Genomic DNA, 24,275 nt, shown 5'->3' on the forward strand with positions numbered 1-24,275 from the left:
GTGCGCGGTGCGCGGTGGCATAGGACCGGCGCCGGTCAATCCACGATCAATTTGCTGTTGTTCAGCAGCTGCGTGATGATCTGCTGATCCGTGGCGGCACCGGAATACAGCGTCTGCAGATTCACGCCTTCCAGGATGATCTGCTGGGTCTCGGCCGATGCCGAATAGCTTGCACCCACCGCATGGGAGTCCGCACCGAAGCCGCCCGTGTGGCTGACATGGACCCAGGTATCACCTCCTGTGATCTCGAAGTGCAGGTAGTCGGCCAGGTTGCCTGCGGCATTGCCGGGGCCTGCGGATTCACCCTGCAGCAGGTCGCGCAGGTCCAGTACATCACCGCCTGCGCCGTTGGCTCCCGCGGCCGCCATGGCGAAGTTCTGGATTCGGTCCATGGCCGGCGTTCCTGCCGCCCCCTGGTCTCCCAGCGACCAGGCAAAGACATCCACGAAGTTCTCGCCCGCATCACCGCCGCTCATCAGATCGTTGCCGGGGCCACCGGCCAGCAGGTCCGTGCCCGACCCCGCATTGAGGGTGTCGTCGCCGCTGCCACCCATCAGCACATCGGAGCCTGCGCCCGCCGACAGGTTGTCGTCGCCAGCGCCTCCGAAAACGATGTTGTTTCCGTTGTTGGCGCTGATGGTGTTGGCGCCGTTGCCACCGGTGATGTACTCGTTGGCCGAGCTGCCTGTATAGCTGCCGCTATGGGTCGTGGTGACATCCACGGTCGTATATGAGGCCTTGAGCGTGACCACGGTGGATGTCGATGCCGTGAAGCCGCCGCTCACCTCCGTCGCCGTGACCTGGACCGTGAGATTGGTGGCGTTCGTGGTGTAGCTGCCAGGCAGATTCAGGATGAGATTGGGCAGGTCGGCTTCGGTGAACTGCCAGACACCACCACCCAGGTTCGTGCCCGCATTGAATGACAGATTGGTGGGCAGTCCACTGATCCTGATCGACAGGGTTTCCGAGCCATCCGTATCCACCAGCTTCGTGGTTATCGGAAACCTGACGCTGGCCCCGCCTGTGCCTTGTGCGATGGCCAGCAGGGACTTCAGGACAACGACCGGAGAAGCGCTGGCCGCTCCAACCGACAGATTGACCGTGCCGATACTGGTACCGCCGCGCCCATCGGTGACGTCGTAGAGAAAGCTGGCCGGTCCTTCGTAGCCTGCCGCGGGCGTGAACAGCACCCCGCCCGCCTGCGATGCAAGGCTGCCATTGATCGGCGAATGAGCCAGGGTGATGGTCAGGCTGTCGCCGTCGGCATCCGTGTCATTGGCCAGCAACGTGGCAAAGCTGATGCTCCGCGGGATGTCCGTGGCAACCATCCATTGATCTGCCACGGCAACCGGTGCATCGTTCACGGGAGTGACCGTGATGGAAACGGTGACGATGTTTCCCATGGCCAGCCCATCGCTGGCACGGTAGGCAAAGCTGTCGGAAACCGTCTCGCTGCCGTTGTGGATATAGGTGAAGGTGCCATTGCCGTTCAGCGTCAGGGACCCGTTCGCCGGACCCGTCACCAGCACCGCGACGAGCGGATTGCCGTCAGGGTCCGTGTCGTTGGCCAGCACGCTGGTTGCACCGCTGGCAAGGACCGTGGCCACAGCGCCCTCGGCCACCACTATCGCATCGGAGACAGACACTGGCGGTTGATTGCCGGCGGGCGAAGCAGCAACCGTCACCGACACGCTGGCCGTGGCAAAGCCGCCCCTGCCGTCGCCAATGGTGTAGGTGAAGCTGTCGCTGCCGGTGAAGTTGGCGTTCGGCGTGTAGACCGGATTGCCCGTGACGGCATCCACGACCACGGAACCGTGGGCGCCCTGGGTGATGCCGGAAACGGTCAGGCTGTCCCCATCCGCATCGCTGTCGTTCCCGCGCACGGCGATGGCGACGGATGTATCGGCATCGGTGGTGGCCGTATCGTTGCCGGCCACGGGCACCCGGTTCACGAAAACACTCAGCGTGCTGGACGCGCCGGTCTGCACGGTGTAGCCGATGGCCAGCGGATGGCCGCCGCTGTAGTTCGCATCCGCCTGGAAAGTGAAGCTGCCGTCTGCCTGCAGCGCGAAGGTCCCGCGCCCCGCCACGTTCCGGGAGCTGCCGGCCGCCACGGTCTGGCCTTCATAGGTGAAGCTGGCGACCACGAGCGCCCCATCGGCATCGGAATCGTTGGACAGCACATTGCCCGTGCGCTGCCCGGCCGTGTCCACCTGCACGCTGTCGGGCGCAAGCACGCTGGCGTGGCTGCCGTGCGCGGCGGCCGCCGCGTTGGCGCACAGCTGCGCCACATCCACCCAGCAGGAGCCGCCCGCCTCCAGCGTGGCGCCGACCGCGCAGGCGCTGCCGGGACGTGGGGCCGTCGTAGGAATCGTGCCCGGCACGCCCAGCGGAAAGCAGGTGTTCCACACAGGGTCCGTGATGCCGGTGATTTTCAGCCGTAGCGATGTCTGGTTGCGGTAGACCACGGGCAGGAAGCCCTGCGGCGCTCCAGCGGCGCCCAGGGCGCTCGCCTGCACGGGAATGACAAGCGTCTCGCCCGCAGCCTGGTTGAAGGCTTCCTGCAATTCCTGTATCTGGGCCTGCACCCGGTCGCCCCAGGCCGCCGTGGCCGCTGTCGCCACGACAGCACCGCCCAGGGCCCAGGCGCGCAGGCTGGCCGGGGAAATCCGCCCTGTGCGCACCCCCCATGCAAGGCAGGCCCCCATGGCCAGTGCCAGCAGCGCAAGAGCGCCAGGGTGGTCCACAGGAATCGCCGCCGGCGCCACGGCCGCCAGCGGTGCCGCAGTGATGCTCTGGGCCTGGGCTGCCGGCACGGCACAGGCCACGGCCAAGGCGCCCAACGCCTGTGCGAGCCACGTGCCGCGGGCAAGGAATTGGAAAAGTTGCAGCATGGGTCTGGCCTGGAAGAAAAGATCCGAAGATCCGAACAGGCGGGGAGCGGTCCCCGCCACTGCCTTCAGGCAGGCTACAAATGACTGCGCTGCTGACAATTTCTTACTTTAGACGACGGCCTGCGCAGCGCATATCCCTGAAAGCAGGTAATTGGCCAGCGGGCACCGGCTCTGGCAAGGGCCGCTCGAAGGCCGCACGACCCCTCCAATGCGCCCAGCTCGTCCGACCGCCCGCCCTTGCCTGGCAGGTACCGGCCCAGATCCACCCCGCCCACATGCGGGCCGCATATCACTCGACTTGTGACAACCCTAGAAAACTCAGGGATTTTCTCGCGGGCCTTTGTGATTTTTCCCATCAGAAAAACCGAGCCGCATCAGCGAATTAAGTCAATGGAGCCGGAGAAAGTTTCGCAAAAAGACAAACGCCTGCGCAATCTGACAAGAGAAAGCTTTTCCAAATGTAAACAATTGTTTATTCAGCCTGTAAGATTCCTCCAGTCAATCAGTGTTTCCCATGGGACAGGCCTGCGCCACCCCACAGATGCATTCATCATGAAAATGCATCAATCGAGCAGGATCATTGATTTTTTCATGCAAGAATTCTTACTCAATCCATCTTTTGACGCACAACATCCACGGCCACCCAGATGAGAGCGCATCCAGATTGTGGAGAATAATATCCGACCATCACCAGCGTACTGATCAGGGAAACAATAAAATCAGCCGGGCCGAGCAATTGCTGCAGGCCTGCAAATGGCCGGAGCCGCCGATATATCCATCATTGGTACTCAGGCATATTCAGGAAGCGCAGGCGATTTTCGAATTGCACCGCATGCCTGACCGCGCGGTGTCGTCGCGCATCGCAGCGGCCTTCATCCATTGCCAGCTGGGTGAGGAGCGCAATGCCATTTCACTGGCCACGGCGGCCATGGCCAATCCCGCGCTGCTGCCGCCCGAGGCCCTGGTGCGCGCCACCTATGTGCTGGCGCTGGCGCATGGCCGGCTGGGCGAGCTCGATACCGCCCTGCAATTGATCGAAGGCAAGGACCATGATTTTGCGCAAATGGCGCCCGGAGACAGCCCCTGGCTGCCCGCCCTGATCACCTGGGCCAGGGCGCAAATCCTCTGGAAGGTCTTTCTTTATAAAAACCACCAGGACCTGTGGTGCGGGCCGCCGCCCGATTCAGGCCTGGTCCAGCTGGGTGCCGCTGCGCCCGACAGCGCTGCCTTGCAGGACCTGCTGGGGAATGTGGGCCGCCAGCTGCCAGCGGGCCTGGCCTGGCCGTACAGCGAGCTGCTGCGGCTGTCGCTCAAGGGGTTGGAGTCGGGCCGGCGCGAGGCTGCCGCCGTGGTCCGCGCCATTGAGCGCATCGGCATCCACTACCAGGCCAAGAACCCGCCCATTGCAGGCTGGGCCTGGCTCAGCAGTGCGCTGGTGCATTGCAGCAAGCGCCAGTACGGACAGGCGCTGCAGGCCGCCGTACTGGCCAAGTCCACGGCGCAGACCTACCAGTTGGAGGGCCTGTACCGCAATGCGCTGGTCTATGAGTACCACATACAGGAAACGCAGGGCGATTTCGCGGGCGCACTGTCCACGCTGAAGGCGCTGAACATCATGCGACTCAAGAGCATGGCCATCAGTCCTTATCTGGAGAAATCACGATTCACGGCCATGGACGAGGCGCGGTTGCATGACCTGGAACCTGCCTATGTGAAACGCGCCCTTCAATACATAGAAGACAACCTGGACAAGAAACTGCTGGTGCAGTCCATTGCCGACCATTGCCGCGTCAGCCGCCGCACGCTGGAAGTTTCATTTCGCCATAGCCGATCATGCAGCATTGGTGAATATATAAGACAAAGCCGTATCCACCTGGCTGCGGAATCCTTGCTGACCACGGATCAAAGCATAGGACAGATTTCCTCCCGGCTTGGATATTCCTCCCTCTCCACATTTTCCAGGGATTTTTCCGGCCATTATGGGATACCGCCATCGGCCTGGGTTCGGCACCACCGGCTGACGTGATTTGAAAAATCCTGGAATGCATATGACGGGCGTGTATTCAGGCCCTACCGATCACCCGAAGCAACACGCAAAGTAGGACGCAAAGGAAGACGCATGAAATATCTGAAGAATATGAAAACGGGCTCCATGCTGGGTCTGGGTTTCTCGGTTCTCATCCTCATCGCGCTGTCGATTGCGCTGCTGGGCCGAGCGCGGCTGATCCAGGCCTCGGACGATGTCTCCTACCTGGCCGACACGCGCATCACCAGCCTGCTCAGGCTGGTGGAGGTCAAGAGCTCGGTTGAGTTCATCTTCCGCGGCGTGCGCAGTCTGGCGCTGATCGAAGACCCTGCGGAAAAGGCCCTGGCCAAGGCCACGCTGGACACGCAGCGCCAGAAGATAGGCCAGCTCATGGAGCAGTTCCGCGAGGGACTGAGCACGCCGCAGGGCATCGCCCTGTACGACCGCATGAGGAATGCGCGCACCGCCTACCTGCCGCTGCTGGACCAGTTCATGGCCGCGGCCATGCGGCATGACCTGCCCACTGTCTCGGCCATGCTGGGCAGCAGCGGAGAGTTCCGCAGGCAGCAGGACGCGTTCTTTGCCGCCATCAACGACATGCTGGCCCACCAGCAGGTGCGTGCCACGGAAACGGCCCAGGCCACCGAAGGCAAATCGCTGGCCGCCGGCCGGCAGATGCTGTCGCTGGCCCTGGCCTCGCTGTTGCTGGGTGCGCTGGTGGCCTGGGCCATCACCCGCCGCATCAAGGGCCTGCTCGGTGGCGAGCCGGCCTACGCGGCCCAGGTCACGCAGGAAGTGGCCAAGGGCAACCTGGCGGTGAACGTACAGCTGCGCCGGGGCGATACCACCAGCCTGCTGGCCAGCCTGGAGGCCATGCGCGCCAGCCTGGCCGGCATCGTCAGCCAGGTGCGCCACAGCAGCGAATCGATTGCCACGGGCGCCAGCCAGATCGCCTCGGGCAACGCCGACCTGAGCGCGCGCACGGAAGAGCAGGCCGCCAACCTGGAGGAAACGGCTGCCTCCATGGAGCAGATGACCGCCACCATTCAGCAGAACGTGGACACGGTGCGCAGTGCCTCGGGCCTGGCCCAGTCGGCCAGCGCCACGGCCGTGCACGGCGGCGAGGTGGTGCATGGCGTGGTCAGCACCATGGAGGACATCACGCACAGCTCGCGCAAGATCGGGGAAATCATCGGCGTGATCGACGCCATTGCGTTCCAGACCAACATCCTCGCGCTCAATGCCGCCGTGGAGGCCGCGCGTGCCGGGGAACAGGGCAAGGGCTTTGCGGTGGTCGCCTCGGAGGTGCGCTCGCTGGCCCAGCGCTGCGCCAATGCGGCCAAGGAGATCAAGGGCCTGATCAGCGAGAGCGTGGGCAAGGTCGCCGCCGGCTCCCGCCAGGTGGCCGAGGCCGGCAGCACCATGAACGACATCGTCACCCAGACGCACCGCGTGGCCGAACTGATCTCCGACATCGGTGCCGCCACGCAGGAGCAGTCCCAGGGCGTGACCCAGGTCAGCGACGCCGTGCAGCAGCTCGACCAGGTGACGCAGCAAAACGCTTCCCTGGTGGAAGAGTCTGCCGCTGCTGCCGACAGCCTGAACAAGCAGGCCGCGCAACTGGTGCAACTGGTCAGCGTGTTCCGGCTGGATGAGAACGCGACCCGCCCCCAGGCCGCCCTGTCCAAGTCCACGACAGTGGCAGCGGCCGTGCCGGCGCGTGCACAGACCGCCAGGCCGTCTCCCGCGCTGGCCCCTGCCGTGCCCCGCCCCGCCAAGCCCTTGCGCGCGGCAGCGGCTGCGGCCTCCAGCGCGCCTGTGGCGCTGCCCGCCAAGGCGGCAACACCCCGCCGCGCCACGGCGGCCGGAATGGCCGAGATGGCCGAGGCCGATGAGTGGGAGCAGTTCTAGAACAGGCTCAGCGCATCACCAGGCCGCCATCGACGAACAGTACCTGTCCCGTCATGAAGCCGCTCAGTTCCGAGGCCAGGAACAGCACCGGCCCCGCCACGTCTTCGGGGCTTGCCAGGCGGCGCAGCGGCGTGGCGGCCATCAGCGATTCGCGGAAGGACTCGCGCGTGTCCTGCGTGCCCTGCGTGGGATAGACCAGGCCCGGCGCCACGCAGTTGACGCGTATGCCCACGGGCCCCAGCTCGCTGGCCAGGTTGCGGCTGAAGGCCACCAGCGAGGCCTTGGCCGTGGTGTAGTCGTGGTAGGGCACGACGGGGTGCTCCACCAGGTTGCTGGCGATGTTGACGATGCTGCCCCGCGCACGCTGGCGCATCTGCGGCAGCACGGCGCGGCAGACGTTGAAGGCCGCGCCCACGGCACCGTCGTACTGGGCCTGGTAGTCGCTCCAGTCCAGGTCGTCGAAACGGCTGCGCCGCTCGGGATCGAAGGCATAGGGCCTGAAGGCGTTGTTGACCACGATGTCGATGGCGCCGGCCTCGCGCGCGATGGCCTCGGCCATGGCCTGGACGGCAGGCTGCGAGCCTACATCGGCCTTGATGGCCCAGGCATCGCCTCCGGCCTGCTTGCCCGCAGCCTGGCAGGCCGCCACGGTGCGGGCGGCGGCAGCGTCGTTGGACAGGTGGTTGACCGCCACGAGGGCGCCCTCGCGCGCGAAGGCGGTGGCAATGGCCGCGCCTATGCCGCGGCCGGCGCCGGTGACCAGTACCACCTTGCCTTGCAGGCCCAGGGAAGACGGCTGTGCCATCTCAGGCCCCGGGCAGCAGGCTGGTGTCCACCACGTCGGACACCTTGATCTGCCTTTGCACCATGCCCAGCGCGCGGTAGGCGTCGGCGCCCTTTTGCAGGGCGGCCAGGTCGAAGCTGCCCAGCGGCTTGCCGGCCTGCAGCGGCTGCGAAGACGCATTGCGCAGGCGGATCACGTCCAGGTTGATGTCGCGCTGGGTGCCGTCGATGGCGTGCTTGCCGGCCAGCGTGGCGGCCTCCTCAGGGTTGGCCATCATCCAGGCGGCGCTGTCGCGGTAGCCCTTGAGGAAGGCGCGCAGCAGGTCCTTCTTGTCGCGCAGCGTGTCCTCGCGCACCACGAACATGTCGCTGGAGATGTTCAGGTGATCGCGCACCTGCATCACATCGACCTCGCCAATGCCTTTGCGCAGGCCCACGGCCAGGCCGGTGTCGGTGGCGGCCGTGGCATCGACCTGGCCCTGCATCAGCGGCGCGAAGTTGAGCAGGCCGGTGACGACGATGGTCACGTCCGACTCCTTGAGGCCGGCCTGGTGCAGCATCACCAGCAGGTTCTGGCGCGTGCCGCTGGACAGGCTGTAGACGCCGATCTTCTTGCCCTTGAGGTCCGCCGGCTTGCGGATGCCGGCCGACTTGAGCGAGACCACGTTGAACACGTTCTGCGGGTAGATGTCGTAGATGGCGACCAGCTTCTCGCCCTTGTCCAGCGCCATGAAGAAGGAGCCGGGGTCGGTGAAGGCCACATCGGCCTGGCCGCTGAGCATGTTGCGGATGGCGTCGCCGCCGCCCGCGCCGGGCAGGTAGGCCAGCTCCACGCCCTGGGCCTTGAAGAAGCCCTTGTCGGGCTCGGCCAGGATGTTGGTGATCTCGCTGATGGGCTTGCTCCAGCCCGCCAGGCGGATCTTGCCTTGCACAGGAGCGGCCAGGCAATTGCCGGCCAGCGCCAGGCCGGCAAAACCGGCAGAGGCGCCCAGCAGGCTGCGACGGGTGAGGAAGGGGGATTGCGGTGTGTGCATGGCGCTTGGGGAAAAGGTTGCGGAAGTGTTCAGGGTGGTCAGGCGGCGCGCGAGCGCAGCAGCCGGCGCTCCAGCACCAGGCAGGCCTGGTACAGCAGCAGGCCCATGGCGGCGATCAGCACCAGGGCGGCGAACATGAGGGTGGTGTCCATCATTCCCTGGGCGGCAATGACCACGGCGCCCAGGCCCCGGCTGGCGCCCATGAATTCGGCCACCACGGCGCCGACCAGGGCCAGCACCACGGCCACGCGCAGGCCCGCAAGAATGGCGGGAAGGCCCGTGGGCAGCTTCAGGCGCAGCAGCGTCTGCAGCCGCGTGGCGCCCAGCATGCGAAACAGCTGCAGCCGCTGGGCATCGACCTGGCGCAGGCCGGTCAGGGTGTTTTCCATCAGCGGGAAAAAGCAGATCAGCGCCGTGATCAGCACCGTGGGCAGCATGCCGAAGCCGAACCACAGCACGAACAGCGGCGCCAGCGCCAGCTTGGGCACGACCTGGCTGACCACCACGTAGGGCTTGAGCACACGCTCCAGCAGCTCGGATTCAGCCAGGGCCATGCCCGCCAGCAGGCCGATCGCGCTGCCGGCCGCCAGCCCCAGCAGCAGGGCCTGGAGCGTCGCCCAGATGTGCGGCCAGAAATAGCCCGTGGCCAGCCCCGTCCACAGCGATGCCGCAATGGCCGAGGGCGCCGGCAGCACCAGGGCGGACAGGCCCCATTGCCGCACCAGCAGTTCCCACAGGCCCAGCAGGACCAGCGCCAGCGCGGCGGCCAGCAGGCGGGCATGGAACAAGGACATCGTCATGCCGCCGTCCTGTCCAGGGCTGCGCGCACGCGGGCGCAGTGTTCGTTGAACGCCGGCCCGTGGCGCATGGCCTGGGTGCGCGGCGCGGGCAGATCGACCGCCATATCGGCCACGATGCGCCCGCCGTGCATGAGGGCGATGCGGTCGCCCAGGTAGACGGCCTCGTTGATGTCGTGGGTGACGAAGAGCACCGTGGTGCCGCGCTCGCGGCAGGTGCGCAGCAGGTCGTCCTGCAGCTCGGCGCGCGTGATGGCGTCCAGCGCGGCAAAGGGCTCGTCCAGCAGCAGCAGCGGCGGATCGAGGACCAGCGCCCGCGCCAGCGCCACGCGGCTTTGCTGCCCGCCCGAGAGATGGCGCGGATGGCGCTGCGCATGGCTGGCCAGGCCCAGCTGCTGCAGCAGCGCCAGGGCGCGTTGTTCGTCCTGCGGCGCGGGTCGCCTTTGCAGCGACACGGGCAGCAGCACATTGCCCAGCGCCGTATGCCACTCCAGCAGCGTAGGCGCCTGGAACATGAAGCCCAGCTGCGGGCCGGGCTCGGCCAGCTCGGCGCCACGCAGCAGGATGCGGCCCGACTGCGGCCTGAGCAACCCCGCCGCCAGCTTCAGCAAGGTGGTCTTGCCGCAGCCGCTGCGGCCCAGCAGGCAGTGGACCTCACCGGCCTGCACGCGCCAGTCCACGCCGTCCACCACGGGCGGGCGGCCCGGGTAGGTGAAGACCACTTGCTCGACATCGAGAAACGCCATGGTTGCAGCCCCGTCCGTCCCCTCTTGCAGGTTCGCCATGTCAGTCCGCATACGGCGCAAACGGCTGCGCCGCCGCCTCGGCAGATTGCTCTATCTCGGTCATGCGCACCAGGTCCAGCAGGTTGAAGCGGCCGTCATGGTGCCAGCCGGCCTCGGGCATGCTCATGGAGCCGATGGCACTGATGCGCGTGACGCCGGCCGCCCCCAGCAGGCCCGCCAGCCGGTACAGCTGCTCGGGCGAGGCGGCAATGCCGGCCGTCTGCAGGTAGTCGCGCTGCGCGGCCACCACGGGCACGGCGTCATCCAGGCGGTCCACGCCCACCACGGCAATCGTGCGGTACAGGGCCGTGGGCGCCAGCGGCTGCAGGCTGTCGCTGTACGCCACGCTCCAGGGCGCGTCCACCGGGCCCAGCAGGTGCTGTTCGTCACCCGACCATTCCACGGCCTGCTGCCAGCGGGCCACGGCGGCGCCCTCCTCCAGCTCCAACGGCCGGCGCGCAAAGCGCCGCTGCAGGTTGGCCAGTTCGGCCGCCAGGTAGTCGGCAAAGGCACGCGCAGAGACTGGGGCGCCGCGCTCCACGTAGAAGACATGGGGCGAGTAGCAGCCCTGCTGGTCGTAGCGCATCACGTCCCAGGCCGCCAGCCGCGCCACGGCGGGCGCCTTGAGCGTGTCCAGCGCCTGGGCGCCCACCATGCCGAAGCCCAGCTTGTGGCCATGTGGCAGAAAGCGCGTGGTCACGGGCAGGCGCTGGCGCAGCGCCTGCAGCGTCTGGTTGCCGCCGTAGGCGAGCACGGTGTCGGCCTCGGCGTGGAGCGCGGCGGCGGCATCTCCATTCGCGCCATCTGCCCCATCCACACCCCCCGCTCCGCTCCACCACACCACGGCCAGGCAATCGGCCAGCGGCGGATGCACCTCGGCCAGCAGCCGTGCGAACCAGCCCGCGAACAGCGGCTCGGCGCTGGCCAGCTTGCCAATGGCTGGCGCCTTGACCAGCAGGCCGCAGACCAGGCTCCACAGGGACAGCGCAGGCACATTGCCGGCCCAGCTGTGCATCAGCAGGTCGGGCCCGAAGGCGCGCACCGCGCCGCCCTTGGGCGCGGGCTGGAAGCCGTCGAGCACGGCCGGGTTGGCAAAGTCCTCGGCCACGAAGCGCCGCAGCTGCGCGGCGCGAAAGGTCTTGAAGAAGCCCGTCAGCCCCAGGCGCACCATGTCGGCGTCATAGCCGCTGACCACGGGCAGCCAGGTCTCGGCCTGGCGCCGATAGGGATCGCTGCGGTCCAGCAGGCGGGCAATGGCACGGTCGATGGCATCGATGATCTCGGCCACGGGCATGGCCCTGAGGTGGCGGTCGGCGGCACGGCGCACATGGGCTGCCAGCGCATGCATCTGCGGGCCGGTCAGCAGGGGCACGGAGACTTCCAGCCGCACGCCGCTGCGTTCGAAGGGCAGCACATGCCACTGCACCTCGTCCTCGCGCAAACCAGGCAGGTCGGGCAGGTAGCCGGCCGTGATCCTCTCGATGTTCATGCAGCAGCGGCCTTCACGAATTCATCGACCGCCAGCGAGCAGCCCTTGGCCGCTGCGCCCTCGGCACGCCCCAGCAACAGGAAACCGCTGTTCTCGCCATGGCCGGCCCACAGGCCCACGTCCTCGGTGAGGATGGTGGTGACCGCGTTGTAGTTGGCCAGGTCGCAGTGCACGAGAATGCCGCGCTCGCCGGGTGCCACGCTGCGGCCGGTGACGGGCTCGACCAGGCGCGAGCGTATCCAGTGCGGCCCCGACTTGACCGAGGGCAGCGTGGCATTGCCGTCGTCATAGAACTGCGTGCTCAACTCGGTCATGCCGTACATGTTGATGCAGTGGCTGCGCGGCACGCCCAGCAGCCGGGACAGGTCGGCGTAGAAGTCCTCCAGCGGCAACTCGCGCGACTGGCCCTTGTAGCCGCCCGTGTCCAGGATGCGGCTGCCCGGCGGCAGGCAAAAGCTGCGGCCCTGCTCGCGCAGCGCGTCCATCACATGCACCAGGCTGAAGCTGGCGCCCAGCAGCGCATAGGGGCGGCCGCTGCGCTCGGATTCCTCCAGCACGGCGCACAGGCCGGGCATGTCCAGGCCGTCGGGGGTGAGGAAGTAGCGGCTGTCGGGAGTGCCGAATTCCGTCTTGGCCAGCGCCAGGTAATGCGCCAGCGAAGAGTTGGGCATGGCCTGCTCGTCGGGAAAGAGAATGCCCATGGGCAGGCGCTCGTGCCCGGCCATGAAGCGCTGCGCGAAGTTGCGCGTCATCGACGCATCGTAGACATCGAGCGCGGGATGGAAGTGGCGCCCGCGCGAAGACAGTCCCTTGGCCTGGCCCGTGGTGCCGCTGGTCATGAACACGCGCTCCGCGGGCGAGGCCGGCTCGCTGCGCAGCTCCATGGCCTTGAACGCATCGATGGGCACGGCGGGAATGTCGCTCCAGGTCTTCACATTGCGCAGCGTGGCGCCGCGCCGCTGGCAGAAGCTGCGAAACGGCGCATTCGATTCGTATTGGTAGGCGAACAGCCGCAGCGCCAGTGCGTCGAACTGCTCGTCGGTGCAGCCGTCCATGGCGATGAATGCAAGCAGGTCTGCGACCAGAGAAGCCGCCTGGGGCCGGGCCTTGTCCATGGAATTCCTTCGAGAGCTGGGACGTGATGCTCCGAAGGCGCCCCGCCCGTGGCGCATGGGCGGCCACGCAGGGGTGCAAGCTCTTCTTCCGCCGGAATGACCCGGTTCAAGTTCTCGGGTGTGGATCTCAGCACTGGCGTGCACCCCGGAGCGGAGGGCTATCTTACAGCAGGGTCGCCAACGCCGCAGGCCCGGGGCCATCGCCCTGCAAGACTGCGTCAGCCCAGTGCCGTCAGCCGCCGCATCACCCATTCCACGGGCCCCTGCGCCACCTTCTTGCTCCAGGCCCAGGCGGCCAGGCTGGCGATGATCACGTACAGCGCGGCGGCCACGGCCACTTCGCGCAGGCTGCGCGATCCGTCCAGCGCGCCCATGGCCTCCAGCAGCCCCATGCCGATGAGGATGTGGGCCAGGTACAGGGTCAGCGTCATGCGCCCGGCCGGCAGCAGGCCGCGCCACGGTCCACCGGGCCAGCGGTCGGCCAGCCGCAGGCAGGCGCCGATGGCAATGCTGGCGCAGCCCAGGCCCATCAGCAGGTAGGCAGGGCCGGGCGGCATGGGGCCGGTGGCCAGCCAGGGAGCCCAAGCGCTGCGGGCCGCAAGCGCCGAGACGGCGCAGGCCAATCCCACCATCACGCCACCCGCAGCCACCAAGGTCCATTGCACGCGCGGCTCGGCCAGCGGCAGGCGTGCCAGCAGCATGCCGCACAGGAAGAACGCAAACCACGGCAGCACCGGATGGAAGCCGTTGAACAGCAGGTTGCGCGCAAAGCCGGCCGGCTCCCACAGGCCCTGGTAGGACAGGCTGGCCCAGTCCCAGCCCTGGCTGTAGTCCAGCTGCAGCAAGGCCCAGGCGGACAGCACGGCCACTGCCGCCATGCCGGCCAGCAGCGCCCGTGCGCCGGCCTGCAGCCAGGCGATGGCCAACACGAAATACACCGCGTAGTAGTGAATGATGTCGGCCGGAAAGATCAGCAGGTTCATGCCACCGGCCACCAGCAGGAACAGCGCGCGGCGCAGCGTCCAGAGGCGCGCCGTGGCCGGCTCCAGCGAGCGCGTGGCCAGCACCAGGCCCAGGCCTGCCAGCACCACGAAGGTGGCCGAGGCCTTGCCCTCCAGGAAATGGAAGAACGACAGCAGCCAGCCAGGCTCCTGCAGCGCGGGATGCATGGCCTGCTTGAAGTTGACGAACACCATGCCTGCCAGCGCGAGGTAGCGCGCCAGGTCCAGCCCCGCCAGGCGGGCGCCCCTGCCGGTGGCATGCCTCATGTCGCGTCTCCCTGTGCCTCGCCTCCAAGAAGGCAGGCCAGCAAGGCGGGATGCAGCACATCGACCCCTTCATCCGCCCCCGCGTCTTCTTGCGGCGTCACCGCCAGCGCAAAGCGCAGCGCATCGCTTTCCACGGCATCCAGCAGCAATTGCGCGGCCAGGCGCACGGGCACGGCGGGCCGCAAGAGGCCCTGCTGCGCCCCGCGCTCCATGAAGCCTGCCAGTCCGTCGAGCATGCGCCTGCGGTTGGCCTCGAAGGCCGGCGCCAGCCCGGGCGAACGCGCGATCTCGGACAGGCACTCGGCGCTGAGCACGGCCCATTCCCGCTGGCGGCACAGCGCCTGGTAGGCGGCCAGGAATTGCGCCACCACCGGCAGCGAAGGGGCTGCGGCCCGCTCCAGCGCCTGCAGCAAGGGCAGCAGCTCGGTCTGCTCCTGCGTGGCGACCTCGGCAATCAAGGCCTCCTTGCCGTCGAAGTGGTTGTACAGGTTGCCCAGGCTCACCGAGGCAGCCTGCGCAATGTCGCGCATGCTGGTGCAGTGAAAGCCGCGCTCCACGAAGCACTGCAGGGCAGCCTGCACGATGAGGGCCCTGCGCTCGCTGATGTCTTCCTTCTTTTTCATGCCCCGAATGATGAACGAACGTTCATTCATAGTCAACACCGGGGCACGAAGTCACAGCGGCGGCATGGGGCCCACGCCCGAAGGAACGGCCTCCTCGTTGGGCCTGCAGGGCTGGCGCAGCATGCGTCGGCAGTCCGGCAGCTGCCGCTCATGGGCATAGGCGATATGGCCCAGCACGATCTTCGAGGGCCGGCTGCGGTCCAGCCAGACGGTGTTGGTCGAAGGCGTGGACAGATGGTCGAAGGCCCAGTACCCGGTCTGCGAAGGCGTGTCCAGGGTCACGCGCAGGCTGGAGCCCGCGCGGAACACATGGGCGAATTTCTGGATTTCCACGCGCATCAGCGTGGGCTCGCCGGGGCGCAGCGGGCGCACGGCGGCCTCGGTGAAATCGCCCCAGGGCCGCAAGGCGGTGGAGCGCTGGCCGTCCAGCGCGCGCATGGAGGCACGCAGCCAGCCGCGCTGCACGAACATCTCCTGGCCGTCGGGACGCACCTCCGAGACGGTGACCTGCACATCGGTGTCGCCGGCCGTGGCGCTGAGCCACAGGTCCAGCGAGGCCTCGCCATAAAAGCTCAGCGCGCGCGGCAGCGGGGCCGTGGTAAAGCGCAGCAGGCCCTGCCCGGCGGGGCTGGCCATCCATTGGCCCGCGCCGGACTCGGTATCCGCGTCGGGATGGTTCGCATCGGCGCCCGGCAGCGGGTAGCGGTAGCTGGCCGATTGGCGCTCGGCCTGCGGCGGCGCATCGCCCAGCCCGCCGCCCGGCTGCAGCCACAGCGTCATGGGCGTGACGCGCACGGGCAGCCGGTCAAAGCTGGCCACGGCCGAGGGGCGCAGCTGCCCATAGTCGCCCCCACCGTTCATCCACTGCATTTCCTGCGCCAGCAGCACGCGCGGCGTGTGCTCGAAGCCGTTGCTCTCGCCCTTGAGAAAGCGCGCGTAAAAACGCTTCATGGTCTCGCGAATAAAGGGGGCGCTGTCGGTGTGATGGTCGCCGTTGGAGCTGATCAGCCACATCTTGTCCGGGGCGATGCTGTCCTCGTAGTAGCCCATGCGGGTGCCCACCTGCTCGTCCTGCCAGGACTGGGTGCCCAGCGTGGGGATGTCGATGCGGTGCGTGGTGTACATGGCGCTCTTGCGCGCGTAGCGGGCGCCGAAGAAGCGGTCCTCGTCCAGCCAGCGCGCCATGTCCAGGTCCGGGCGCTGGATCTTGCGGATGTTGTCCTCCACGACCTGGGCGCATCCGGTATCGCCGTCCAGCGCCTTGGCGTCCTCGGCGGCCTTGCGCCATATCGCGGGGAACTGCCCCCACCAATTGGCGGGAAAGCCGATGTTCTGGATGCCGCCCGGATAGGCCACGTCGCGGTAGGGATCGGCCACGTTCTTGCCAGGTGCAATCGCCTTGAGGCTGGGCGGACGCTGGGCCGCCACCCACAGCTGGTCGTAGCCCGAGTATGAATAGCCCACCATGCCCACCTTGCCCGTGGACCACGCCTGGCGCGCAGCCCACTCCACCGCGTGCGCCCCGGCCGCGCCCACGGAGGCGTCGGCCCACTGGTTCTCGCCCGTGGAGCAGCCCGTGCCGGGCACGTTCAGGCCCATCACGGCATAGCCTTCCTTGGTCCATTCCTGGGTGGTCTGGTCCGTGACCGAGCCCGATCCGTAGCCGTCGTACTCCATCAGCACGGGAAACGGCCCCGGCCCCTTGGGAAAGACCACCGAATAGCGCATCTTGTTGCCGTCAGGCAGCTGGATGTAGCCCCAGATGCGCGGCCCGGGGTTGGTGCTGCCCGAGGAGCCCCCGCCGCAGGCCGCAAGGCCCAGGGCAAGGGTGGCGATGCCGGCCGCGCCGAGCCACGCGCGGGAATGGCGAAAAGTCATCATGGATGGTCCTCCTGGTTGCTGATGCAGTCATGCCCGCAAGGGGGCAGGCCGCAATGTAGGACCGTCCGGGCGCATGGCGCACGCGCAGGCTGAAGGGGGGCTGAAGCACGCCTGAAGACAGGCTGAAGGCGAACGCGGCCAATCGCCACGGCCTTAGGCCCCGGACCACGGCAGCCGCGCGCCACACTATGATTCGATTTTCAGTTCCTTGACCCCATGCCCCGCGCCCGCACATCCAAGCCCGCTCCGTCCGAAGAGAACACGGCCCCGTCCGGCACCACAGCGCCGGGGCCGTCCATCGACGCCTCTTTCCTGCACACCCTGGTCGGCTACAACGCCCGGCGTGCCTCGATGTCCATCATCGAGGTGTTCGTGGAGCGCATGGCCACCCACGATCTCAAGATGGTGGAGTTCTCCGTGCTGTCCCTGGTGTCCCACAACCCCGGCATCACCTCGCGCCAGCTGTGCACGGCGCTGGACGTGATGCCGCCCAACCTGGTGGGCCTGATCGCCGCGCTGGAGCGGCGCAAGCTCATCGAGCGCCGCCCCCATCCCACAGACCGCCGCGCCGTGGGCGTGCACCTGACGCCGGCCGGCGCCGAACTCACGGCCCAGGCAGAAAGAACGGCGGCCCAGCTGGAGATGGATGCCACCTACCGCCTGACCGATGCCGAGCGCAAAACGCTGATCCAGCTGCTGCAGAAGATCTACAACTGAGCGCGCTCAGTCCGCCTTCTGCGCGGCGGGCAGGTCCAAGCCCAGCAGCCGCACCGCATTGCCCTTGAGGATGCCGGGCATCACCTCGGGCTTGAAGCCGGCTTCCTGGAAATCCTTCATCCAGCGCTCGGGCGTGATCAGGGGATAGTCGCTGCCGAAGAGCACGCGGTCCCTGAGCAGGGTGTTGGCGTACTGCACCAGCTGCCGGGGAAAGTACTTGGGGCTCCAGCCCGACAGATCGATCCAGACATTGGGCTTGTGCAGGGCCACGGACAGGGCCTCGTCCTGCCAGGGAAAGCTGGGGTGGGCCATCACGATCTGCATGTCGGGAAAGTCGATGGCCACGTCGTCCAGGTGCATGGGATTGCTGTAGGCCAGGCGCAGGCCGCCGCCGCAGCGCATGCCGCTGCCAATGCCGCTGTGGCCCGTGTGGAAGATGGCCGGCAGTTGGTGCTCGGCCACCACCTCGTAGATCGGCCAGGCCATGCGGTCGTAGGGATGGAAGCCCTGCACCGTGGGGTGGAACTTGAAGCCCCTGACGCCCTCTTCCTCGATCAGCCGCCGCGCCTCGCGCGCACCCATGCGGCCCTTGTGCGGATCGATGCTGGCGAAGGCCACCATCATGTCGCTGTTGGCCCGCGCAGCCTCGGCGATCTCCTCGTTGGGAATGCGGCGCCGGCCCAGCTGCGATTCGCTGTCCACCGTGAACATCACCAGGCCCAGGTTGCGCTCGCGGTAATAGGCCACGGTCTCGGCGATGGTCGGGCGCCGGCCGTTGCCGAAGTACTTGTCGGCGGCGCGGTCGTACTCCTCGCCGTAGTTGTCGAACGGGTTCCAGCAGCTCACCTCGGCGTGCGTGTGGATGTCGATGGCAATGAGTTTTTCGTGGTCCATGTCTGTCTCCTGTGCGGCCTGCTGCCTGCCCCGCAATCAAGGGGAAGTCCCAATAAGAAATTCGCAAAGGCCGCTTGAATTGGTTATTAAATATAACCAAAATCGCGGCCATCAGAAAGCGATGCAGATGCAGGCAACGGCTGCCACGCAACGGATTCGCGCTGAGGCTTCACACCACCTTCCGAGGAGACAGACATGGACAGAAAGATCCACAAGACCCGTTCCCGCGCCTTGCCGGCCGCGCTGGCCGCCGCCCTGCCCGCCCTGCTGCTGTCGGCCTGCGGCGGCTCGAGCGACGGCATCGCGCAGCTGGCCGAGGCCCGCCCCGCCACGCTGCTGTCGTGCACGGACCTGGCCGCGAAAATATCCTTCCCCAACACCCGCATCACCGCCGCCGAGACCGTGGCCGCCGGCACGCTGGCGGTGGCAGGCAAGCCCATTGCCGAGCACTGCCGCGTGACCGGCCGCATGCACGAGCGCGTCAGCACCGTGGATGGCCAGAACTACGCCGTGGGCTTCGAGATGCGCCTGCCGCGCGACTGGAACGGGCGCTTCTTCTACCAGGCCAACGGCGGGCTGGACGGCGTCGTGAGCACGGCCGTGGGCGCGCTGGGCGGCGGGCCGCTGGGCAACGCGCTGCAGATGGGCTTTGCCGTGCTCAGCTCCGATGCCGGGCATGCAGGCAGCCTGGGTCCCTTCTTCGGCCTGGACCCGCAGGCGCGACTGGACTATGGCTACCAGGCCGTGGGCAAGCTCACGCCCATGGCGCGCAGCGCGCTGCAGACGGCCTATGGCAAGGGACCTGACCGCTCCTACCTGGGCGGCTGCTCCAACGGCGGGCGCCACGCCATGGTGGCGGCCTCGCGCTATGCCGACCAGTACGACGGCATCATCGCCGGCAACCCCGGCACGCGCCTGCCGCTGGCGGCCATTGCCAACATTGCCGGCGCCCAGGGCTATGCGAAGCTGGCGACCACGCCCTCGGACCTGGGCACGGGCTTCACCCAGGCCGAGCGCCGCCTGGTCAGCCAGGCCGTGCTGGCCCGGTGCGATGCGCTGGACGGGGCCACCGACGGCATGGTGCAGGCCGGCGCAGCCTGCCAGGCGAGCTTCGACCTGTCGCGCGACGTGCCCACCTGCGGCGGTGCGCGCGACGGCAGCTGCCTCAGCGCCGAGCAAAAGAGCACCATTGCCGGCCTGTTCAAGGGCGCCACCACCAGCGGCGGCAGCCGCATCTACAGCAGCTTCCCATATGACGCGGGCCTGGATACGGCCGGCTGGGCCGGCTGGAAATTCTCCAACCCCATCAGCCGCGACTCCGGTGCCGTGGCCTTCATCTGGCAGACGCCGCCGGAAAGCGCCGCCAGCTTCAACGACGCGCAGTTCGCCCTCAACGGCAGCGTGGACAGCATGCTGGCCAAGGTGCAGGCGACCAACGGCACCTTCACGGAAAGCGGCCTGTCGCTGATGATGCCGCCCGACTACGGCAAGCTGCCCGTGCTGCGCAACCGGGGCGCCAAGCTCATGGTCTACCACGGCACGGCCGACCCCATCTTCTCCAGCGATGACACCGTGCAGTGGTACGACACGCTGCGCCGCAACCATGGCGACGCCGCCGACTTCGCCCGCCTGTACCTGGTGCCCGGCATGAACCACTGCAGCGGCGGCCCGGCCACCGATCAGTTCGACATGCTCAGCTCCCTCGTGGCCTGGGTGGAGAAAGGCCAGGCGCCGGACCGCGTGATCGCCAGTGCGCGCGGCGCGGGCAACGCGGGCGGCGCCAACGCCGACCTGCCCGCCAACTGGTCGCCCACGCGCACCCGGCCGCTGTGCCCCCATCCGCTGGCCGCCCGCTACAACGGCAGCGGCGACATGGAAAGCGCTGCCAGCTTCAGTTGCCGCTGACCATGCACTGAAGGCGGGCGGCGCCTGAACGGTCACCTGAAAGGTCACCTGAACGGCCCGCCCCCTCCGCCCCCATCCACCCCTTGTCCGCAGTCCCGCCCCCGGCGGGGCCGGGCCCCGCTGCGCCTGAGAAAAGGCGCGCGGACACCCACGCCAAGACGGCAACGATTTTTCAAACCAGAGGAGACATCACCATGAAAACCACCCCATCCCCGCGGACCCTGGCGGCCACCGCCGTGCTGGCCCTGGCCGGCTCCGGCGCCAGCTTCGGCGCCTTCGCGCAAGGCACCTCCAGCGTCACGCTCTACGGCATCGTCGATGTGGGCGTGGAGCACCTGAACAATGTGGCGGCGGGCGGCGGTCTCAGCCGCATGCCATCGACCACCAGCATGGTGCCCTCGCGCTGGGGCCTGCGCGGCAGCGAGGACCTGGGCGGCGGCCTCAAGGCCATCTACACGCTGGAGTCGGGCTTTGCGCCCGACCAGGGCACCTTCAACCAGGGCGGGCGCGGCTTTGGCCGCCAAAGCTGGGTGGGCCTGGGCGGCAACTGGGGCAGCCTGACCATGGGCCGCCAGAACTCCATGCTGTTCTGGTCGCTGCTGGACTCGGACATCATCGGCCCGGCCGTCTTCGCCATGGGCTCGCTGGACGCCTACATTCCCAACTCGCGCGCCGACAACATGCTGGCCTGGCGCGGCAACTTCGGCGGGCTGGCACTGGGCGCGGGCTACAGCTTCGGGCGTGACACCGTCAATGCCGGCCCCAGCCCGGCAGGCACCAACTGCCCGGGCGAGAGCGGATCGGACACGCAGGCCTGCCGCCAATGGTCGCTGTACGCCAAGTACGACACACCGGCCTGGGGCGTGGCGCTGGGCTACGAGCAGCAAAACGGCCGCACGCCGGCCTCGTCCACCGACCCGGTGTTCGGCGGCATGAACTCCAGCGCCAAGCATGACGAGCGCCTGCACCTGGGCGGCTACTTCAAGCTGGCCGGCGTGAAGATCGGCGGCGGCCTGCTGCGCCGCGACAACGACGGCGACGCCGTCAAGCCACGCAGCAACCTGTGGTACGTGGGCGCCTCCTACCCGGTCACCGAGGCCCTGGTGCTCGAAACCCAGTGGCTCACGCTGCGCTACCGCGGCGTGTCGGGCTACGACTCCGACCTGCTGGTGGCACGCGCCATCTACAACCTGTCCAAGCGCACGGCGGTCTACACGCAGCTCGGCCACATCCGCAACGACCGCCTGGCCACCGTCTCGGTCAGCGGCGGCGCGCCGGGCAGCAACACCGCGCCGGGACGCTCGCAGACCGGCATCAACGTGGGCATCCGCCACATGTTCTGAGCCGCTTCCATCCGCCTGCCTTTCCCATATTCACCAGGAGACATCCCATGCAGATGCATCGCCGTCATTTCGTCCAGGCCCTGGGCAGCGCCGCCGCCCTGGGCTCGCTGTCACCGCTGCAAGCCCTGGCCCAGGCACTGGACCAGGTCAAGATCATGTACGGCTTTCCGGCCGGCAGCTCGGGCGACAGCGTGGCCCGCCGCGTGGCCGAGCGGCTGGGCGGCACGCCCTACAGCAAGGGCCCGGGCTTTGTGGAGAACAAGCCCGGCGCCGGAGGCCGCATCGCGGTGGAGGCCTTGAAGAACTCCCCGCCCAACGGTTCCGTGCTGGCACTGGCCCCCGTATCGGCCTTCTCGGTCTATCCCCACATCTACCCCAAGCTGACCTACAGGCCCGAAGACGCAACGCCCGTATCGATTGGCGCCGTGATCTACCACGGCCTGGCCGTGGGCCCCGCCGTGCCGGCCGAGGTCAAGACGCTCAAGGACTTCCTGGCCTGGGCCAAGGCCAACCCCGACCGCGCCAGCTTCGGCTCGCCGGGCGCGGGCTCCATGCCGCACCTGCTGGGCGCGCTGCTGGGCCTGCGCTCGGGCGTGGAGCTCAAGCACGCGCCCTATCGCGGCACCGTGCCCAGCATCACCGACCTGGTGGGCGGCCAGATCGCGGCCACCATGAACCCCAGCGGCGACTACCTGCAGTACCTGAAGGCTGGCCGCCTGCGCGTGCTGGCCACCTCGGGCAGGCAGCGCTCGCCCTTCCTGCCCGAGGTGCCCACCTTCACCGAGCTGGGCTTTCCCGATGTCACGGTGGAGGAATGGTTCGGGTTCTACGCGCCCGCCAAGACCCCGGCCGCCACCATTGCCAACGCCAATGCGGCCATCACCGCCGCGCTCAAGGACAAGGCCGTGATCGACGGGCTGGCGGCCCTGGGCCTGCTGGCGCGCGGCAGCACGCAGCAGGAGATGGCCGCCGACCAGCAGGCCGAGTTCGAGCGCTGGAGTTCGCTGGTCAAGCAGATCGGGTTCACGGGCGAGTCCTGATGGCGCACCCGGACGGCAGGTCCATATCCCTTCGCGAAACAAGGCCACACTCATGCAACAAATAATGTTTCATGAAACAGAACAGCCAATTCTCGGACGTCCTGCATGTGCTGCTGCACATGGCCGAGGGCGATGGACCTGCCACCTCCGACATGCTCGCCGCCGCGCTGCAGACCAACCCGGTCGTGCTGCGCCGGCTGATGTCGGGCCTGCGCGATGCAGGCCTTGTCACCTCCGCCAAAGGCCATGGCGGGGGCTGGGTGCTGTCTTGCGAGCTGGACCGCACCACGCTGCGCGACGTGCATGAAGCCTTGGGCGCCCCTGATCTGGTGTCGCTGGGCTTCAGGGAAGACCGGCCCGAATGCCTGGTCGCCCAGGCCGTGAACGAAGCGCTGAGCAACGCGGTGCAGCAGGCCGAGGCCGCCCTGCTCGCGCGCCTGGGCTCGGTGACGCTGGCTGCCCTGTCCCAGGACTTCCATGCCCGCCTGGCGCGCCACCGCGCAGCGGGCGGCCAGGGCTGGTACCAACTGCAGGAGCACCAGCATGAAACACATTGATTTCGCCATCATCGGCGGCAGCTATGCGGGCCTGTCCGCCGCCCTGCAACTGGCGCGTGCGCGCCGCCAGGTGCTGGTGGTCGATGCCGGGCTGCGGCGCAACCGCTTCGTGGACCAGGCCGGCGAGACATCGCACGGCTTTCTCACCCAGGATGGCGTCGCCCCCGCCCAGATCGCCGCCCAGGCCCGGCAGCAGCTGATGGCCTACCCCACCGTGCAGTGGCTGGACGGCACGGCCGAGGACGCCCGCGTGGCGCCCGATGGCCGGCTGGAGTTCCATGCAGCGGGCACCGCCATCAGCGCTGCCCGCCTCGTCCTGGCGCTGGGCGTGCATGACAGCCTGCCGCCCGTGCCGGGACTGGCCGAGCGCTGGGGCCGCAGCGTCTTCCATTGCCCGTACTGCCACGGCTACGAGATGAATGCGGGCCGCATCGGCATCATTGCCAGCTCGGCCCTGGCCCATCACCACGCCGTCATGCTTCCCGACTGGGGCCAGACCACCCTGCTGCTCAACGGCGCCTACGCGCCAAGTGCCGATGAGCTGGCCGCCTTCGCACGCCGCGGCACACAGGTGGAGGCCACCCCCATCGCCCGCCTGGAAGGCCGGGCCGACGTGCTGCTGCAGGACGGCCGCCGCCTGGTCATGGATGGCCTGTTCACCCAGCCGCGCACCCGCATCGCCAGCCCCGTGGCCGAACAGCTGGGCTGCGCCCTGGAAGAAGGCCCCATGGGTCCCTTCATCAAGGTCGCGGAAGGCCAGGCCACCAGCGTCCCCAACGTGTTCGCCTGTGGCGACGCGGCTCGCGCGGCCGGCAACGTGGCCATGGCGGTGAGCGATGGCGCCATGGCCGGCATTGGCGCGCACCGGTCGATGATGGGATGGTGAACTGCGGCGCCTGCCCTAGAGCGTGCTATGCACTTTGATGTGCCCGTGAAAGCCGGGAAAGGGGTCCGGAACGAGGCGTAGCACGCTCTATCCGAAGACCGCGCCGCCCGCATCCAGCGCGGGCGGCCGCAGAAGATCGGCATTGACGCCCATGGCCTCGCTGGCCCGCTCCACGGCCTGCCAAAGAGGGGCGGGCATCTGCAGTATTTCTTCGGGGGAATTCGCGCGGGCAATCCAGTCGCTGATCTCAACGTGCTGCTCGGGGGTGAGCAGGTCCAGGTTCAGCATTTCGTCAATGGTCTTCATCGGGTGTCGGTCTGTCGCTCG

General features: G+C 67.9%; 21 protein-coding genes and 1 riboswitch. Of the genes, 9 read left to right on the forward strand and 12 right to left on the reverse strand.

Going from position 1 to position 24,275, the window contains the following annotated elements; genetic code table 11:
• Nucleotides 1–35: 35 nt before the first annotated feature.
• On the reverse strand, nucleotides 36–2,894 hold the full coding sequence (locus tag ACF8NF_RS08740) for a midcut-by-XrtH protein (RefSeq protein ID WP_392450461.1): 2,859 nt from the start codon (nucleotides 2,892–2,894) through the stop codon (nucleotides 36–38).
• A 300-nt stretch (nucleotides 2,895–3,194) separates the two neighbouring features.
• Between ACF8NF_RS08740 and ACF8NF_RS08745 the strand changes: the two genes are divergently transcribed.
• The 3 genes from ACF8NF_RS08745 to ACF8NF_RS08755 all read left to right on the forward strand — a co-directional run bounded on the left by ACF8NF_RS08745 (nucleotide 3,195) and on the right by ACF8NF_RS08755 (nucleotide 6,831).
• Nucleotides 3,195–3,545: a hypothetical protein gene (locus tag ACF8NF_RS08745; RefSeq protein WP_128422723.1), complete on the forward strand. Its 351-nt coding sequence runs from the start codon at nucleotides 3,195–3,197 to the stop codon at nucleotides 3,543–3,545.
• Between the two features lie 181 nt (nucleotides 3,546–3,726).
• A complete protein-coding gene (locus tag ACF8NF_RS08750) occupies nucleotides 3,727–4,920 on the forward strand; it encodes a helix-turn-helix domain-containing protein (RefSeq protein ID WP_074924035.1) in 1,194 nt (397 codons plus the stop codon).
• A 93-nt stretch (nucleotides 4,921–5,013) separates the two neighbouring features.
• On the forward strand, nucleotides 5,014–6,831 hold the full coding sequence (locus ACF8NF_RS08755) for a methyl-accepting chemotaxis protein (protein WP_392450464.1): 1,818 nt from the start codon (nucleotides 5,014–5,016) through the stop codon (nucleotides 6,829–6,831).
• 7 nt (nucleotides 6,832–6,838) lie between these two features.
• Here the strand turns inward: ACF8NF_RS08755 and ACF8NF_RS08760 are convergent, their stop codons facing one another.
• From ACF8NF_RS08760 to ACF8NF_RS08800, 9 genes are all read right to left on the reverse strand, one after another.
• Nucleotides 6,839–7,636, reverse strand: a complete 798-nt coding sequence (locus ACF8NF_RS08760) for an SDR family oxidoreductase (protein WP_154834033.1) — start codon at nucleotides 7,634–7,636, stop codon at nucleotides 6,839–6,841.
• 1 nt (nucleotide 7,637) lies between these two features.
• Nucleotides 7,638–8,648 carry an ABC transporter substrate-binding protein gene (locus ACF8NF_RS08765; RefSeq protein WP_046239925.1) on the reverse strand — a complete coding sequence of 337 codons (1,011 nt, stop codon included), beginning with the start codon at nucleotides 8,646–8,648 and terminating at the stop codon, nucleotides 7,638–7,640.
• Between the two features lie 38 nt (nucleotides 8,649–8,686).
• On the reverse strand, nucleotides 8,687–9,448 hold the full coding sequence (locus tag ACF8NF_RS08770; protein WP_046239926.1) for an ABC transporter permease: 762 nt from the start codon (nucleotides 9,446–9,448) through the stop codon (nucleotides 8,687–8,689).
• Nucleotides 9,445–10,230, reverse strand: coding sequence for an ABC transporter ATP-binding protein (locus tag ACF8NF_RS08775; protein WP_016450563.1), 786 nt, complete (start codon nucleotides 10,228–10,230; stop codon nucleotides 9,445–9,447). Before ACF8NF_RS08775 ends, ACF8NF_RS08770 begins: the two co-directional genes overlap by 4 nt.
• A gap of 1 nt (nucleotide 10,231) precedes the next feature.
• On the reverse strand, nucleotides 10,232–11,719 hold the full coding sequence (locus tag ACF8NF_RS08780) for an acyl-CoA reductase (RefSeq protein ID WP_392450465.1): 1,488 nt from the start codon (nucleotides 11,717–11,719) through the stop codon (nucleotides 10,232–10,234).
• Nucleotides 11,716–12,834, reverse strand: a complete 1,119-nt coding sequence (locus tag ACF8NF_RS08785; protein ID WP_047475310.1) for a long-chain-fatty-acid--CoA ligase — start codon at nucleotides 12,832–12,834, stop codon at nucleotides 11,716–11,718. Before ACF8NF_RS08785 ends, ACF8NF_RS08780 begins: the two co-directional genes overlap by 4 nt.
• A gap of 66 nt (nucleotides 12,835–12,900) precedes the next feature.
• Nucleotides 12,901–12,992, reverse strand: a riboswitch (TPP riboswitch).
• 60 nt (nucleotides 12,993–13,052) lie between these two features.
• Nucleotides 13,053–14,102: a DUF418 domain-containing protein gene (locus ACF8NF_RS08790; RefSeq protein ID WP_046987487.1), complete on the reverse strand. Its 1,050-nt coding sequence runs from the start codon at nucleotides 14,100–14,102 to the stop codon at nucleotides 13,053–13,055.
• Entirely contained in the window at nucleotides 14,099–14,725 is a 627-nt protein-coding gene (locus tag ACF8NF_RS08795) for a TetR/AcrR family transcriptional regulator (protein ID WP_252653308.1), read from the reverse strand. Before ACF8NF_RS08795 ends, ACF8NF_RS08790 begins: the two co-directional genes overlap by 4 nt.
• 51 nt (nucleotides 14,726–14,776) lie before the next feature.
• The gene (locus tag ACF8NF_RS08800; RefSeq protein ID WP_203400745.1) at nucleotides 14,777–16,606 is read right to left on the reverse strand and encodes a CocE/NonD family hydrolase; all 1,830 of its coding nucleotides are present in this window, start codon (nucleotides 16,604–16,606) and stop codon (nucleotides 14,777–14,779) included.
• A gap of 216 nt (nucleotides 16,607–16,822) precedes the next feature.
• Here ACF8NF_RS08800 and ACF8NF_RS08805 point away from each other — a divergent pair, with 216 nt between their 5' ends.
• Nucleotides 16,823–17,323, forward strand: a complete 501-nt coding sequence (locus tag ACF8NF_RS08805) for a MarR family winged helix-turn-helix transcriptional regulator (RefSeq protein WP_016453244.1) — start codon at nucleotides 16,823–16,825, stop codon at nucleotides 17,321–17,323.
• A 6-nt stretch (nucleotides 17,324–17,329) separates the two neighbouring features.
• On the opposite strand, the gene ACF8NF_RS08810 is transcribed toward ACF8NF_RS08805, so the two are convergent.
• Nucleotides 17,330–18,217 carry an amidohydrolase family protein gene (locus ACF8NF_RS08810; RefSeq protein WP_392450466.1) on the reverse strand — a complete coding sequence of 296 codons (888 nt, stop codon included), beginning with the start codon at nucleotides 18,215–18,217 and terminating at the stop codon, nucleotides 17,330–17,332.
• Between the two features lie 195 nt (nucleotides 18,218–18,412).
• On the opposite strand from ACF8NF_RS08810, the gene ACF8NF_RS08815 reads away from it, so the two are divergent.
• The 5 genes from ACF8NF_RS08815 to ACF8NF_RS08835 all read left to right on the forward strand — a co-directional run bounded on the left by ACF8NF_RS08815 (nucleotide 18,413) and on the right by ACF8NF_RS08835 (nucleotide 23,948).
• Nucleotides 18,413–20,122 (forward strand): tannase/feruloyl esterase family alpha/beta hydrolase, encoded by a 1,710-nt coding sequence (locus ACF8NF_RS08815; protein ID WP_160854530.1) that lies wholly within the window; start codon nucleotides 18,413–18,415, stop codon nucleotides 20,120–20,122.
• Between the two features lie 194 nt (nucleotides 20,123–20,316).
• Nucleotides 20,317–21,465 (forward strand): porin, encoded by a 1,149-nt coding sequence (locus ACF8NF_RS08820; RefSeq protein WP_016450572.1) that lies wholly within the window; start codon nucleotides 20,317–20,319, stop codon nucleotides 21,463–21,465.
• A 47-nt stretch (nucleotides 21,466–21,512) separates the two neighbouring features.
• Nucleotides 21,513–22,505: a tripartite tricarboxylate transporter substrate-binding protein gene (locus tag ACF8NF_RS08825; RefSeq protein WP_016450573.1), complete on the forward strand. Its 993-nt coding sequence runs from the start codon at nucleotides 21,513–21,515 to the stop codon at nucleotides 22,503–22,505.
• Between the two features lie 71 nt (nucleotides 22,506–22,576).
• A complete protein-coding gene (locus ACF8NF_RS08830) occupies nucleotides 22,577–23,062 on the forward strand; it encodes an Rrf2 family transcriptional regulator (protein ID WP_016453247.1) in 486 nt (161 codons plus the stop codon).
• Nucleotides 23,049–23,948, forward strand: coding sequence for an NAD(P)/FAD-dependent oxidoreductase (locus ACF8NF_RS08835; protein WP_016450575.1), 900 nt, complete (start codon nucleotides 23,049–23,051; stop codon nucleotides 23,946–23,948). Before ACF8NF_RS08830 ends, ACF8NF_RS08835 begins: the two co-directional genes overlap by 14 nt.
• A gap of 87 nt (nucleotides 23,949–24,035) precedes the next feature.
• Here the strand turns inward: ACF8NF_RS08835 and ACF8NF_RS08840 are convergent, their stop codons facing one another.
• Nucleotides 24,036–24,254: a hypothetical protein gene (locus ACF8NF_RS08840; RefSeq protein ID WP_016450576.1), complete on the reverse strand. Its 219-nt coding sequence runs from the start codon at nucleotides 24,252–24,254 to the stop codon at nucleotides 24,036–24,038.
• Between the last annotated feature and the right edge of the window lie 21 nt (nucleotides 24,255–24,275).

The organism is Delftia sp. WSY_22 (genome assembly GCF_043104185.1).
Taxonomy (GTDB): Bacteria; Pseudomonadota; Gammaproteobacteria; order Burkholderiales; family Burkholderiaceae_C; genus Comamonas; species Comamonas tsuruhatensis.

Bases quoted from the DNA above. Each gene is read 5' to 3' on its own strand.
- ACF8NF_RS08760 (WP_154834033.1), bottom strand. From the start codon at position 7,636: ATGGCACAGCCGTCTTCCCTGGGCCTGCAAGGCAAGGTGGTACTGGTC.
- ACF8NF_RS08740 (WP_392450461.1), bottom strand. From the start codon at position 2,894: ATGCTGCAACTTTTCCAATTCCTTGCCCGCGGCACGTGGCTCGCACAG.
- ACF8NF_RS08830 (WP_016453247.1), top strand. From the start codon at position 22,577: ATGAAACAGAACAGCCAATTCTCGGACGTCCTGCATGTGCTGCTGCAC.
- ACF8NF_RS08840 (WP_016450576.1), bottom strand. From the start codon at position 24,254: ATGAAGACCATTGACGAAATGCTGAACCTGGACCTGCTCACCCCCGAG.
- ACF8NF_RS08810 (WP_392450466.1), bottom strand. From the start codon at position 18,217: ATGGACCACGAAAAACTCATTGCCATCGACATCCACACGCACGCCGAG.
- ACF8NF_RS08775 (WP_016450563.1), bottom strand. From the start codon at position 10,230: ATGGCGAACCTGCAAGAGGGGACGGACGGGGCTGCAACCATGGCGTTT.
- ACF8NF_RS08790 (WP_046987487.1), bottom strand. From the start codon at position 14,102: ATGAGGCATGCCACCGGCAGGGGCGCCCGCCTGGCGGGGCTGGACCTG.
- ACF8NF_RS08820 (WP_016450572.1), top strand. From the start codon at position 20,317: ATGAAAACCACCCCATCCCCGCGGACCCTGGCGGCCACCGCCGTGCTG.
- ACF8NF_RS08785 (WP_047475310.1), bottom strand. From the start codon at position 12,834: ATGGACAAGGCCCGGCCCCAGGCGGCTTCTCTGGTCGCAGACCTGCTT.
- ACF8NF_RS08825 (WP_016450573.1), top strand. From the start codon at position 21,513: ATGCAGATGCATCGCCGTCATTTCGTCCAGGCCCTGGGCAGCGCCGCC.
- ACF8NF_RS08755 (WP_392450464.1), top strand. From the start codon at position 5,014: ATGAAATATCTGAAGAATATGAAAACGGGCTCCATGCTGGGTCTGGGT.
- ACF8NF_RS08780 (WP_392450465.1), bottom strand. From the start codon at position 11,719: ATGAACATCGAGAGGATCACGGCCGGCTACCTGCCCGACCTGCCTGGT.
- ACF8NF_RS08765 (WP_046239925.1), bottom strand. From the start codon at position 8,648: ATGCACACACCGCAATCCCCCTTCCTCACCCGTCGCAGCCTGCTGGGC.
- ACF8NF_RS08835 (WP_016450575.1), top strand. From the start codon at position 23,049: ATGAAACACATTGATTTCGCCATCATCGGCGGCAGCTATGCGGGCCTG.
- ACF8NF_RS08770 (WP_046239926.1), bottom strand. From the start codon at position 9,448: ATGACGATGTCCTTGTTCCATGCCCGCCTGCTGGCCGCCGCGCTGGCG.
- ACF8NF_RS08750 (WP_074924035.1), top strand. From the start codon at position 3,727: ATGCCTGACCGCGCGGTGTCGTCGCGCATCGCAGCGGCCTTCATCCAT.
- ACF8NF_RS08800 (WP_203400745.1), bottom strand. From the start codon at position 16,606: ATGATGACTTTTCGCCATTCCCGCGCGTGGCTCGGCGCGGCCGGCATC.
- ACF8NF_RS08805 (WP_016453244.1), top strand. From the start codon at position 16,823: ATGCCCCGCGCCCGCACATCCAAGCCCGCTCCGTCCGAAGAGAACACG.
- ACF8NF_RS08815 (WP_160854530.1), top strand. From the start codon at position 18,413: ATGGACAGAAAGATCCACAAGACCCGTTCCCGCGCCTTGCCGGCCGCG.
- ACF8NF_RS08795 (WP_252653308.1), bottom strand. From the start codon at position 14,725: ATGAAAAAGAAGGAAGACATCAGCGAGCGCAGGGCCCTCATCGTGCAG.